Source organism: Paenibacillus sp. AK121, assembly GCF_019042715.1.
GTDB lineage: Bacteria > Bacillota > Bacilli > Paenibacillales > Paenibacillaceae > Paenibacillus > Paenibacillus polymyxa_C.
Genome location: NZ_JAHPJM010000001.1, coordinates 558,469 through 572,036 on the forward strand (window position 1 = coordinate 558,469; position 13,568 = coordinate 572,036).

At 48.4% G+C, this 13,568-nt stretch carries 11 protein-coding genes; all 11 read left to right on the forward strand.

Annotated features, from left to right (window positions below):
- The first annotated feature begins 41 nt into the window (after positions 1-41).
- The 11 genes from KSP24_RS02470 to ftsZ all read left to right on the forward strand — a co-directional run bounded on the left by KSP24_RS02470 (position 42) and on the right by ftsZ (position 13,448).
- Positions 42-1,529, forward strand: a complete 1,488-nt coding sequence (locus tag KSP24_RS02470) for a UDP-N-acetylmuramoyl-L-alanyl-D-glutamate--2,6-diaminopimelate ligase (protein ID WP_064962134.1) — start codon at positions 42-44, stop codon at positions 1,527-1,529.
- Entirely contained in the window at positions 1,529-2,932 is a 1,404-nt protein-coding gene (locus KSP24_RS02475) for a UDP-N-acetylmuramoyl-tripeptide--D-alanyl-D-alanine ligase (protein ID WP_216974464.1), read from the forward strand. The genes KSP24_RS02470 and KSP24_RS02475 overlap by 1 nt, the downstream gene beginning before the upstream one ends.
- A 22-nt stretch (positions 2,933-2,954) precedes the next feature.
- The gene (gene mraY / locus KSP24_RS02480) at positions 2,955-3,923 is read left to right on the forward strand and encodes a phospho-N-acetylmuramoyl-pentapeptide-transferase (RefSeq protein WP_013372092.1); all 969 of its coding nucleotides are present in this window, start codon (positions 2,955-2,957) and stop codon (positions 3,921-3,923) included.
- Positions 3,924-3,927: 4 nt separating this feature from the next.
- Positions 3,928-5,349 carry a UDP-N-acetylmuramoyl-L-alanine--D-glutamate ligase gene (gene murD / locus KSP24_RS02485; protein WP_216974374.1) on the forward strand — a complete coding sequence of 474 codons (1,422 nt, stop codon included), beginning with the start codon at positions 3,928-3,930 and terminating at the stop codon, positions 5,347-5,349.
- Positions 5,350-5,398: 49 nt separating this feature from the next.
- A complete protein-coding gene (gene spoVE, locus KSP24_RS02490) occupies positions 5,399-6,496 on the forward strand; it encodes a stage V sporulation protein E (protein ID WP_013372090.1) in 1,098 nt (365 codons plus the stop codon).
- Between the two features lie 6 nt (positions 6,497-6,502).
- Complete coding sequence (murG, locus tag KSP24_RS02495; protein WP_165079597.1) at positions 6,503-7,612, forward strand: undecaprenyldiphospho-muramoylpentapeptide beta-N-acetylglucosaminyltransferase; 1,110 nt, start codon at positions 6,503-6,505, stop codon at positions 7,610-7,612.
- A gap of 146 nt (positions 7,613-7,758) precedes the next feature.
- Positions 7,759-8,664 (forward strand): UDP-N-acetylmuramate dehydrogenase, encoded by a 906-nt coding sequence (gene murB, locus KSP24_RS02500; protein WP_013372088.1) that lies wholly within the window; start codon positions 7,759-7,761, stop codon positions 8,662-8,664.
- Positions 8,654-9,964 (forward strand): UDP-N-acetylglucosamine 1-carboxyvinyltransferase, encoded by a 1,311-nt coding sequence (gene murA, locus KSP24_RS02505; protein WP_013372087.1) that lies wholly within the window; start codon positions 8,654-8,656, stop codon positions 9,962-9,964. Before murB ends, murA begins: the two co-directional genes overlap by 11 nt.
- Before the next feature lie 56 nt (positions 9,965-10,020).
- Complete coding sequence (locus tag KSP24_RS02510; protein ID WP_216974375.1) at positions 10,021-10,785, forward strand: cell division protein FtsQ/DivIB; 765 nt, start codon at positions 10,021-10,023, stop codon at positions 10,783-10,785.
- Between the two features lie 199 nt (positions 10,786-10,984).
- Positions 10,985-12,256, forward strand: coding sequence for a cell division protein FtsA (gene ftsA, locus KSP24_RS02515; protein ID WP_040103330.1), 1,272 nt, complete (start codon positions 10,985-10,987; stop codon positions 12,254-12,256).
- Positions 12,257-12,323: 67 nt separating this feature from the next.
- Positions 12,324-13,448 (forward strand): cell division protein FtsZ, encoded by a 1,125-nt coding sequence (gene ftsZ / locus KSP24_RS02520; protein WP_013372084.1) that lies wholly within the window; start codon positions 12,324-12,326, stop codon positions 13,446-13,448.
- Positions 13,449-13,568: the final 120 nt, after the last annotated feature.

Below are 13,568 nucleotides of genomic sequence, written 5' to 3' on the forward strand. Positions count from 1 at the left end.
ACCATACTATGAATAACGAGAGAGCAATGGAGGAATGTAAGATGCAGCTTCAACAATTGGCTTCACTGCTGGCCGTCTCCCGAGTGGTGGGTGACGGTACAGTGGATTGCCGAGGAATCGGGGCGGATTCACGTCGTGTCCAGCCGGGAGACTTATTTCTGTGCTTGCCCGGTTTTACAGTAGACGGACATGACTATGCTGGGCAGGCCGTTGCGTCAGGAGCGGCGGCTTTGGTCGTAGAGAGAGAACTGGATGTGCCTGTTCCGCAGCTCGTTGTTAAGGATGCGCGACATGCCATGGCGGTTTTGGCGGATTATATGTTTGATTCACCAAGCCGACGCATGCGTATGATCGGTATAACCGGAACAAACGGAAAAACAACGATAACATACCTGATTGAAAAGATCATGCAGGACGCCGGGGTGAACACCGGGCTGATTGGTACCATTCAAATGCGTTACAACGGCCAGTCTTATCCGATGTCCGGCACTACGCCTGAAGCAGTAGAACTGCAACGTTATCTCGGGAATATGGCAGAGCAAGGGGTTCAATGCTGTGTCATGGAGGTATCCTCACATGCTTTGGAGCAGGGCCGGGTCAAAGGAACAGATTTTCGTACCGCTATATTTACAAACCTGACGCAGGACCATCTAGACTATCACAACACGATGGAGGAGTACCGCGCTGCCAAGGGACTTTTGTTTTCCAGACTGGGAAATGCCTTCTCGCGTGATGCATCCAATAGTAAATATGCTGTTCTGAATGCAGATGATCCGGCCTCTTCCTATTTGCAGGCTCAAACTGCGGCCCAAGTGATTACCTACGGCGTAGAAAAGGATTCGGATGTGCAAGCGTCTCGTATCACTATAAGTGCCAAGGGAACCTCCTTCCATGTATCCACTTTTAAAGGAGATACTGACATTGAGCTTCGAATGGTAGGCAAGTTTAATGTGTACAACGCATTAGCAGCCATTTCAGCTGCTTTGCTGGAAGGAATCTCACTGGTAGATATCAAGCGGAGCCTGGAATCTATCGCAGGCGTGGATGGGCGCGTAGAGCCTGTTGATGCGGGTCAACCCTTTGCTGTAATTGTTGATTATGCCCATACGCCAGACGGATTGGAAAATGTCCTTCGCACCGTAAAGGAATTTGCGACTGGTAAAGTATGGTGTGTGTTTGGTTGCGGCGGGGATCGAGATCGTACAAAACGTCCGTTGATGGGGAAAATTGCTGCACGATACAGCGATCATTCGTTTATTACTTCCGACAATCCGCGAACAGAGGACCCGATAGTGATTTTGAAAGACATCGAACAAGGGTTGATTGATGAAGGTGTACCTGCCGAACGTTATGAACTGATCGTGGATCGCAGAACTGCAATTCATAAAGCTGTTGAAATGGCAAGCCCTGACGATGTAGTATTGATTGCGGGAAAAGGTCATGAGACTTACCAGTTGATCGGAAAAACGGTGCATGAATTCGATGATCGCATCGTAGCCAAAGAAGCGATAAGGGGTTTATCCAAGTGATGAAAAGAACAATCGGTCAGATTGCATCCATGTGTGGAGGAACACTTCACGCAGAGGCGGACGCCGAACGGATGGTTGAGGGCGTTTTTACAGACTCACGCAGGCCGCAGAGTCTGGGACTGTTCGTTCCACTCGTAGGTGAACGATTTGATGGACATCATTATGTTCAGCAGATCGTAAGCGAGAGAGGGGCAACAGCATATTTATGGCAAAAGGATCATGGAGCACCTCCGACTGTCAATGCTATTGAGGTCGAGGATACGTTAGAAGCTCTTCAGCATCTAGCAGCTGCATACTTGCGCGAAACTGGCGTTTCTGTCGTTGGAATCACGGGAAGCAACGGCAAGACGACGACAAAAGATATTGTAAATGCTCTATTAGGCACGACTTTTAAAGTACACAAAACCGAAGGGAATTATAACAATCATATCGGGTTGCCTTTAACAGTACTGTCCATGCCGCAGGATACAGATATCCTGATTCTGGAGATGGGCATGAGTGGACGAGGGGAAATCCGTCTGCTGGCTAATATTGCCCAACCAGATGTAGCTGTCATAACTAACATTGGCGAATCGCATTTACTTCAGCTTGGTTCTCGCACTGAAATTGCTCGTGCAAAGCTGGAAATTGCAAGTGGGATTAAACCCGGTGGATTGCTTATCTATAATGGGGATGAACCACTACTTCCACAAGTGTTGGCGGAACCTGAAACGGTCAAGCCTGAAGGATTAAAATTATTCACGTTCGGGTTAGCTGCGGACAATGATGATTATCCAACTGAAATCACTTCGGATGGAGAAGGTAGCTTATTCATAACAGCCCAATCCGGCCAAGAGGCTTTCCGGCTTCCCTTGCTCGGACAGCACAATGTTGTAAACGGATTGGCAGCGCTGGCGGTAGCACGTCATTTCAATGTGGATGTAGACCATATACGTAAAGGGTTGTCGTCTTTAAAGCTGACGGGCATGCGCATTGAGGTCGTGAAGTGTTCGGATGGACTTACGGTGCTAAATGACGCTTACAATGCCAGTCCTGCTTCAATGAAGGCTGCAATTCAGACGTTGTCTGCATATAAAACGGGTGGACGTAAAATTGCCGTGCTTGGTGACATGCTGGAGCTGGGCGCTGAGGAAAAGCAATTTCATGAAGAAATTGGGCGTTTTGCTGCAAAGCATAACATAGAGGCACTGTTTTCCTATGGTGCATTAGGCGCTTCGATTGCGCAGGGTGCGCAAGGGACAATGCCAACTGCTAACGTACATGCTTATACAGATAAGCAAAAGCTGATCCAGCATTTGCGATCTTATCTCCATGCCGATGATATTGTGCTGGTTAAGGCATCCAGAGGGATGCGATTAGAAGAAATTGTGGATGCGCTGAAAAACGGTCCGCTACAGAACTGATGTTGACGAGAGGGAGACTCCCATGGATATTCAATTATTACTGCTGACGATCGTCGTATCGTTTATACTGGCGGTCATTGCCGCTCCACTGCTCATTCCGCTGCTGCGGCGAATGAAATTCGGCCAGCAGGTCCGGGATGACGGGCCACAAAGCCATCTTAAAAAGATAGGTACGCCTACAATGGGCGGTATCGTAATCTTGCTGGCTTTTACGCTGACCTTTCTAAAGTTTTCAGCTATTAAAAATACGGACTTTTACGTTCTGCTGGTTGCTACGCTCGGTTTTGGGCTGATCGGCTTTTTGGACGACTATATTAAAATCGTATTCAAACGCTCGCTCGGTCTGACTGCGCGTCAAAAGCTGTTCGGGCAGTTATTGTTTGGCGCGATTATGTGCTGGCTTCTGATTAGCAATGATCACAGCACGGCAATCGGCATCCCGGGCACCTCATGGTCATTTGATTGGGGAGGTTGGTTCTACTATCCGTTCATTATTATCATGATGCTGGCGATCAGCAACGCTGTCAATTTTACAGATGGGCTGGACGGGCTGCTGTCTGGTACAAGTGCGATTGCATTTGCTGCTTATGCCATTGTGGCGATTCAAGCAACCTCGCTTCCGGCTGCAGTTTGCGCAGCGGCCATGATTGGCGCTGTACTTGGTTTTCTCGTATATAATGCTCATCCTGCCAAGGTATTTATGGGTGACACAGGCTCGCTGGGAATCGGCGGAGCCATTGGTGCCATTGCCATTGTTACGAAAAGCGAAATTTTGTTCCTCATCATCGGTGGTGTATTCGTGATTGAAATGCTGTCCGTGGTCTTGCAGGTAGCTTCCTTTAAAACCCGTGGCAAGCGTATTTTCAAAATGAGCCCGATTCATCATCATTTCGAGCTGTCCGGCTGGTCCGAATGGCGCGTAGTTATTACATTCTGGGCTGTAGGACTGCTGTTGGCAGGACTTGGACTTTATCTCAACAAGGGGTTGTAGACAAATGAATCATCCAGACGCATACCGAGATCAGGAAGTTGTCATTATCGGTCTGGCCAAAAGCGGCGTACAAGTTGCCAAGGTGCTACATCAGGCCGGGGTCAAGCTCACAGTCAATGATAAAAAAGATAGGGAACAATGTCCCGAAGCTTCTGAATTAGAGGCTTTGGGAATTTCCGTTTTATGCGGGGGTCACCCGGAAGGGCTGATTCATCCTGGAGTGAAACTGGTTGTCAAAAATCCAGGAATTCCTTACACGGCCCCTCCCGTACAGAAAGCTGTCGAGCTCGGCATTGAGGTCGTGACCGAGGTTGAGGTCGCCTACCATCTATGCAAAGCTCCAATTATCGGAATTACTGGCTCCAACGGAAAGACGACCACGACCACTTGGGTGGGCAAGTTGTTGGAGGGATCCGGCATGAATCCGATCGTGGCTGGTAATATCGGTACGCCATTATGCGAGGCGGCTGTGGACGCCAAGTCGGACGAGTGGATGGTTGTGGAGCTGAGCAGCTTTCAGTTAAAAGGAACAAAGGATTTCAAGCCCGCTGTAGCCTGTTTGCTCAATGTAGCTGAGACCCATTTGGACTACCACGGAGGCATGGAGGACTACGTTGCATCAAAGGCACGTCTATTTGCCAATCAAACAGCGTCGGATACCGCGGTGGTGAACTGGGATGATCCCGTCTGCCGAGAGCTTGTGCCCTATATTCAAGCGAAGCTGCTTCCTTTCTCAATGACGGAACGTTTGCAGGAAGGGGTGTTCGCTGACCCGCCATACATACCGGATGTGACGGATGATATTGAAAGAAACATCGTATACCGTGATGGAAATGGGGTACTGCATCCCATTATAGGCGTGACCGATATTGGGCTTCCGGGTCGTTTTAACGTAGAAAATGCTCTAGCTGCTTGTGCAATCGCCATTGCCGCAGGAGCAGAACCAGCAAAATTAGCGGAACCATTAAGCGCTTTTCGCGGTGTAGAACATCGGCTTGAATATGTTTTAGAACACGGTGGAGTAGCTTATTACAACAATTCCAAAGCAACCAATTCGAAAGCGACAATGATGGCCTTATCTTCCTTTAAGCAACCCATCGTACTCATTGCCGGAGGATTGGATCGTGGCTCTGATTATGCGGAGCTTGTACCATCCTTGCAGGAAGGTGTGAAAGCTGTTGTACTCTTGGGTGAGACACGGCATAAGCTGGCAGATCGGGCTCGTCAGGCTGGAATAGAGCATGTCAAGGTCGTCGATAATGGGGAGGATGCCGCCGCTACGCTCGTGGAGGCTGTAAACGAGGCAGCTCAATTTGCTGAGACGGGAGATGTGGTATTACTCTCACCCGCTTGTGCAAGTTGGGATATGTTCCAATCCTATGAAGAGCGTGGACGTATTTTTAAAGAGGCGGCGCATAAATTGTAAGTAGGGGGGTTGGATAAGCCCCTACTTTTATGCAAGGGGTGGCCTCCTGATGAAGCAATCTCGTCCGGCGCCAGATATATGGCTTTTCGTCTGTATTGTAAGCTTGTTAGCCATCGGCATGGTTATGGTATACAGCGCGGGCGCCGTCCTCGCTTTTCACGAGTACGGGGACTCCTACTATTTTGTTAAACGACAATTGCTGTTTGCGGGGCTCGGCCTTGTAGCCATGTACTTTACTGCCCGAACGGACTATCGGATTTGGCAGAAATATGCCAAGGTCGTATTGTTGATCTGTCTGGCTCTACTGGTTGCCGTTTTAATCCCTGGCATTGGTGTAGTAAGAGGCGGAGCACGAAGCTGGCTCGGTATTAGCTCTTTTGGCATTCAACCTTCCGAGTTTATGAAGCTGGGTATGATTCTTTTTCTCTCTCAATGGCTCAGTCGTCCTGACTATGATATTAGCTCTTTTACGCGCGGGCTGTTGCCACCGCTTGGGCTCATGGGGCTGGCCTTTGGGCTCATCATGCTCCAGCCTGATTTGGGCACAGGCACGGTAATGATGGGAGCATCCATGCTGATCGTATTTACGGCAGGCGCGCGTATGAAGCATCTTGGTCTACTGGCCTTGTCGGGAGCAGCGGGGTTTGCTGCACTGATTGCAGCTGCCCCTTATCGACTCCAGCGTATTACCGCATTTCTGGACCCTTGGTCTGATCCACTTGGCGCGGGTTATCAAATTATTCAATCGCTATATGCTATTGGTCCTGGCGGATTGGCAGGCTTGGGGCTCGGCATGAGTCGGCAAAAATATAGCTACGTTCCTGAGCCACAGACGGACTTTATCTTTTCCATACTGGCGGAGGAGCTTGGTTTTATCGGTGGAATGACGGTGCTGGGGCTTTTTTTGGTCCTTGTTTGGAGAGGGATGCGTGTGGCTATTACCATCCCGGACACCTATGGCAGTTTGCTTGCGGTAGGTATTGTCGGAATGGTGGCGGTACAGGTCGTTATTAATATTGGTGTTGTTATCGGTCTAATGCCGGTGACAGGAATAACACTGCCCTTAATCAGCTATGGAGGTTCTTCATTGACCTTAATGCTAACTGCTCTGGGCATTTTATTAAATTTATCACGTTATGCGAGGTGAACGTTTATGCGCGTCGTGTTGAGCGGCGGCGGTACTGGAGGGCATATTTATCCAGCGCTGGCCGTAGCCAGACAGTGCGAAGAAATAGATCCGGACGCTGAATTTTTATACATTGGCGGTCAACGAGGGCTCGAAAGTAAATTAGTTCCTCAGGAAAAAATTCCATTTGAGGCTATTGATATCACAGGATTTCGTCGCAGCTTGTCTGTAGAAAATATAAAAACAATCATGCGCTTTTTCAAAGGAGTTCGCAGGTCCAAAGCATTATTAAAGAAATTTAAGCCAGATATCGTTATTGGCACCGGGGGATATGTATGCGGCCCTGTCGTTTATGCAGCTTCCAAGTTGGGAATACCCAGCATTATTCATGAACAAAATGCAATTCCTGGGTTGACCAATGCATTTCTGAGTCGCTATGTGGATACAGTGGCTGTTAGCTTTGAAGGCTCGGAAGGAGCTTTTCCTAAAGCTAAAAATGTACTATACACTGGGAACCCTCGTGCTACAACAGTTCGTTTGGCTAACCGGGATCGGGGATTTGCTACAATAGGGGTTCCGATGAACAGCTCAGTTGTCCTGGTGGTTGGCGGCAGCAGAGGAGCGAAGGCCATTAATGATGCCATGATTGCAATGGTTCCGCAACTTTCGCAACTGAAAGACGTCCATTTTGTATATGTGACTGGCGAATCTTACTATGAGCAAACGCTGGACAGCATACGAAATCAGATCGGCTCATTGCCCAATCATCTACACGTGCTTCCCTATATTCACAATATGCCTGAGGTACTGGCTTGTACCTCTTTAATTGTTAATCGCGCAGGTGCGTCCTTCTTGGCAGAGATTACATCGCTCGGCATTCCGTCCATTCTGATTCCATCACCCAATGTGACGAATAACCACCAGGAGGCTAATGCTCGTACACTTGAAAAGGCAGGGGCTTCTGTCATGATCACAGAAAAGGAATTGAGTGGCCCGGCTCTGTTTCAATCTATAGCGGAAATTATGAAGGATAAGGCAAGGCGGAGCCGGATGGCGGAGTTGGCATCTGCGCTTGGCAAGCCTGACTCAGCAGATATTTTAGTAAAAGAAATGGAGCGTCTTGCCCATAAAAGGTAGTCCGCAGCGCAGATTTGGGCGGTTGTCACACACCGGACGGTATTTACATAGGATACCCTATAGATTGTGACCATCACCCAGGCTGCCGGTTGTTAGGTGAGAGCCTTATAACGATGCGGGGCAAGCAACAAGGAGGTTTCAGTACAATGCAGCAATGGATGCCATTATTAGCGGAGCATGATATCGGAAAAGTGCTGGAGCATGAACCGCTGTCCAAGTATACGACCTGGAAGATCGGAGGCCCTGCGGATGCTCTTGTGATCCCGGATACCAAAGAGCAATTGGCAAAGATTTTGAAGCTGGCTAGCGAGCACGGAATTCCCTGGATGCAGTTGGGGCGGGGCTCCAACATGCTCGTCTCTGACAAAGGGATTCGGGGACTGGTGATCAAGCTGGGACCAGGATTTGATTATGTTCGTTTTGAGGATGAACAGATCGTTGCTGGTGGAGGCGTTTCACTGGTCAAACTATGTGTTATGGCTAGCAAGCAGGGTCTGTCAGGCCTTGAGTTTGCTGGTGGTATTCCAGGATCGGTCGGTGGGGCTGTCTACATGAACGCCGGTGCCCACGGGTCTGATGTGTCACAAATATTCCAGTCCGCTGAGATTGTGCTGGATACAGGGGAATTGGCTGTGTACAATGCCGAGGATATGCATTTTAGCTATCGTCACTCCGTGCTGCATGAGCAACGTGGAATGGTGACAGAGGCAGTGTTCCAGATGAAGCGGGGGGACCGAGAGGAAATCTCAGCAGCGCTTGCGGCTTTTAAAGACCGCCGTAGGCTGACCCAGCCGCTACAGTTAGCTTGTGCAGGAAGCGTGTTCCGTAATCCACCAGGAGACTATGCTGCCCGGCTTATTGAAAGCGCAGGTCTTAAAGGTTTGAAAGCGGGAGGCGCTGAGGTATCTGTACAACATGCTAATTTCATTGTAAATACCGGTCAAGCGACAGCAGAGGACGTGCTTACCCTAATGAAGCATATTCAAAGTACAATATCATCTCAAACCGGCATCAAGCTAGTTCCGGAGGTTTTCGTAGTGGGTGAGCGGTAAACTCGGAGGTGATACATTGGACAAATTGGTGATTGAGGGAGGCCGTCCCCTGTCAGGCACCATACGTATCCATGGGGCGAAAAATGCGGCACTACCTATTCTTGCAGCAAGCTTGCTTGCACAAGGTAAGGTGGAAATTCGGAATGTCCCCCATCTTTTAGACATTAAGGTCATGCTGCATATCCTAGAAAGACTTGGTTGCACATGCCGACATGAAGAGGAAACGGTATATGTGGATACATCGTCCGTCCGAACGTTCCAAATTCCTGAGGATTTGATGAAGCAAATGCGGTCATCTATCTTTCTAATGGGACCGCTGCTCGCCAGATACGGAGAAGTTTCCATTTACCAGCCTGGAGGCTGCGCCATAGGCGAGCGCAAAATTGATCTTCACCTGGAGGGCTTAAAAGCCCTTGGCGCAGAGATCGAGGAGAAAGACGAGCAAATTACGTTTCGAGCCCGCAAGCTGATCGGCTCGGACATCCACATGGATTTTCCGAGCGTAGGGGCAACAGAAAATATTATGATGGCTGCCGCGCTGGCCGAAGGACGAACAACGATTACCAATGCAGCGAGGGAACCAGAGATTCAGGATCTTCAAAACTTTCTGAATGCCATGGGAGCTCATATTATTGGTGCAGGAACAGACACAATTACAATTACGGGGGTCAGTCAACTCAATCCTTGTACGTATGAGGTCATTCCTGACCGCATAGTAGCTGGAACGGTTATGATCGCAGCGGCAGCTACACGAGGTAGTGTGTCATTGACACACTGCAATCCTTCCCACTTGTCTGCTCTGATTCACGTCCTCAGGCGGGCTGGTGTTCAAATCGGCATCTTGAATGATATAATGACCGTAAGTTGTATGAGCCGTCCTAAAGCAGTGGAGAGGATCGTTACCTCACCTTATCCGTCATTTCCGACGGATTTGCAATCTCAGGTCATGGTTTTGCTTTCTTTGGCGGACGGCTTCAGTGTCATGAAAGAGACTGTCTTTGAAAGCCGATTTAAGCATGTAGATGAACTGAATGTAATGGGTGCTGATATTACAGTCGATGCGAATGCTGCTTTTATAAGAGGGGTTTCTCGTTTGTACGGGGCTACAGTAGAGGCTACCGATCTGCGGGCAGGGGCTGCACTGGTTATAGCCGGTCTAGCCGCTCAAGGACGTACCATTGTCGAGCAGGTTCATCACATTGACAGAGGATATGACCGGATCGAACGTCTTTTCCAGGGATTGGGTGCCCGAATGAGCCGTCAGTCTCCGGTGCCCGAGCAGCTGGATTTCGTAAATTAATGCCTGTAATGTCCCTCCGTTAACGGGGGGACAAAGGGCTTTTGTGGAGAGAAGCTATGCCAAATGCTCAAATACCTGTTCTTAAAAAGAACAGAACGAAAAAAAGAACAAGCCGGAAGATTGCTATTCTTCTCATTTTGTTGTTTATTGTACTGCTCGCTGTTCTCTTTTTCCGTTCTTCGTTGAGTCAGGTTTCTGAAATTCGTTTTGATGGTAATGTATTTTCGACCCGGGAGCAACTTCTCAATCGAAGTGGTCTCGCTGTCGGAGATCAATATTTCGGAGTCAGTTCATCCGACGTCTCTGAGAAGCTGCGGGAAATTCAGTCAATTCAGCAAGTCACAGTGGACAAGCAGTTTCCGGGTATCATTACGATTCACATTAAAGAGTTTGCTACGGTAGCTTACGAGTTGCAAAGCGACGGTAGCCTGCGTGCTATTCTAGCAAATGGGACAAGCGTGGGCGTAGGAAGCAGTGGGATAGCGGTTGAAAAGCCTATTTTGACTAAATGGAAATCAGATGATCCCTACAAAGCGAAGCTGTGTGATGCTTTATCACGCATTCCGGGAGAATGGACAGCTGATATTTCGGAAATCATTCCCGCACCGATTCCTTCTTTTCCAGACCGTATAAAAATGTACACGCGTTCCCAATTTGAGGTTATTACAACCGTTTCATTGTTGAACTCTAAAATCAGCTATTTGAACCAGGTGCTAGAAACAGAAGATCCTGGTATGATCACAATGCTGGAGGCGGATTCCTACGTTCCATTCAAACCCGATACGAGCGAAGAGGGCCAAGAAAAAGATACTACTCAGTGATGTGAAAAAATGCTAGAATTGATTTTATGGGTAATAGACTTGCCTCCTTCTTTTTTCTTCAAATTTTTATGTGACTGCAACCATAAATTGGCTTCTAAAAAATTTGTAGAAAAAAGAGGGAAAGCATGGAGTATGTTGAATATGTACAGAGTGTGTTTAAAGAACGAAATTCATTTTGGAGTCAGGAGGTGCCACAGACTTGAGCAACAATGACATCATTGTTAGTTTGGACATCGGTACATCCAAAGTTCGGGCTATTATTGGGGAAATGAATAATGGAACCTTTAATATTATTGGAGTTGGATCTGCCGACTCGGAAGGGATTCGCAAAGGTGCAATTGTAGACATTGATCAAACCGTGCAATCAATCCGTAACGCCGTGGATCACGCAGAACGCATGGTTGGTATTCAAATAACAGAAGTGTATGTGGGGATTTCAGGCAACCATATTGGTCTGCAAAATAGTCATGGCGTAGTAGCCGTGTCCAACGAGGACCGTGAAATCGGCGAGGAGGACATTGAACGTGTACTGAAGGCAGCAGAAGTAATTGCCGTACCACCGGAGAGAGAAATTATTGACGTGGTAGCCAAGCAGTATGTCGTAGATGGCCTTGAAGGAATTCAGGACCCTCGTGGTATGATCGGTGTTCGTCTCGAAGTAGAGGCTACGATTGTTACTGGAGGCAAGACCCCAATACATAATCTGTTGCGCTGCGTTGAGAAAGCCGGCCTGAGGATTAAAGATCTCGTCTTGTTGCCTCTTGGAGCTGGACAGTTGTCTCTTTCGAAGGATGAAAAGGTGATGGGTTCCGTGCTGGTGGATATTGGTGCAGGTTCTACGAATGTGGCCATTTTCCAGGAAGGAACGATTGTTGCTACATCAACACTCCCCATCGGCGGAGAATTTGTAACCAATGATATTGCCTATGGACTGAGAACCCTTACCGATCAAGCTGAAAAAGTAAAACTCAAATACGGCTGCGCTTGGTATGATGATGCAGCAGCCGATGTCGTCTTTAAAGTGACCCGTATCGGCAGTAATGTAGATAAGGAGTTCAACCAACAGGATTTGGCTGCTATTATTGAGCCGAGAGTACAGGAAATTTTTCAACTCATTCAGGCGGAAGTTAAGCGCTTGGGTTACACAGAGCTTCCGGGGGGTTATATACTTACCGGAGGCACCGTCTCCATGCCTGGTGTACTTCAGGTGGCACAAAGCGAACTGGCCGCTTCCGTAAGGATCGCTGTACCTGATTTTATCGGTGTAAGGGATCCGGGATATACGAGCGGAGTTGGTATCTTGCATAATGCTATCCGTTACTATCGCGGGAGATCGACTAGTGTTAGCAACAGTGGCGGTAGTACCAAGAAGCCGACTAGCCGAACCAAGAGCAGCAGTCCCGTTGCGGAAGGCGAGCAAAAGCAGGGGTTGATTGAACGCTTAAAAAATATGTTCAGTGAATTTATATAACGTTCATTGCTAATTATGCCAATCATGGACGGGCCATCCATGCACATTGAGGGGGAGATGGAATAGTATGTTGGAATTTGATTTTGAAATGGAGAGCTTGGCTCAAATTAAAGTGATCGGCGTCGGAGGCGGCGGCAGCAATGCAGTTAACCGAATGATCGAAAATGGAGTTCAGGGTGTAGAGTTCATTACAGTCAATACAGATGCCCAGGCGCTTCACTTGGCGAAGTCTGAGCACAAGCTTCAAATTGGCGATAAGCTCACTCGCGGTCTGGGTGCCGGGGCTAACCCTGATGTGGGTAAAAAAGCGGCTGAAGAGTCGCGTGAGCTTATTATGAATACGCTCAAAGGCGCGGATATGGTATTCGTAACTGCCGGAATGGGTGGCGGTACAGGAACCGGAGCGGCCCCTGTCATTGCTGAAATTGCTAAGGAATGCGGTGCGCTGACTGTAGGCGTGGTAACCCGACCATTCACATTTGAAGGGCGTAAACGCTCCAATCAAGCTGAACTTGGCATTGAGGGATTGAAAGAAAAAGTAGACACCTTGATTGTAATCCCGAATGATCGCTTGCTTGAAATTGTGGACAAGAAAACTCCAATGCTGGAAGCATTCCGTGAAGCGGATAATGTTCTACGTCAGGCCGTACAAGGTATTTCGGATTTGATCGCTGTACCGGGTCTGATCAACCTTGACTTTGCTGACGTAAAAACGATCATGACGGAGCGTGGCTCCGCGTTGATGGGGATTGGCGAAGCAACGGGTGAAAATCGTGCGGCTGAAGCAGCGCGTAAGGCTATCATGAGTCCGTTGCTGGAGACATCCATAGAAGGTGCGCGTGGTGTCATTATGAACATCACTGGCGGCACCAATTTGTCTCTATACGAGGTCAATGAGGCGGCTGAAATTGTAACATCAGCTTCCGATCCGGAAGTGAACATGATTTTCGGTGCCATCATTGATGAAGACTTGAAAGAAGAGATTAAGGTTACCGTGATCGCCACTGGTTTTGAAGGTAAGCCGAGCCAGCCAGCACCGGGACGTAGACCAGCAGCTAACCCAGCGGCTTCCGAAGCAACGGAAAAGTCCTCTCCTAACTTGCGTCCATTCGGTAACACTCAAAGCAGTGACCAATTGGATATTCCGACATTCTTACGTAACCGTTCACGCAATAATAATAACGATAACTAGTTTGAATTTAGAAAGCCCGCATCCTCCTTGGAGATGCGGGCTTCTTTCTGTTTTCTCTGCATTCCACACGGCCAGTGCTTCTCCTCTTTCCGACAAAATTAGTCGGACACCGTCCCCACC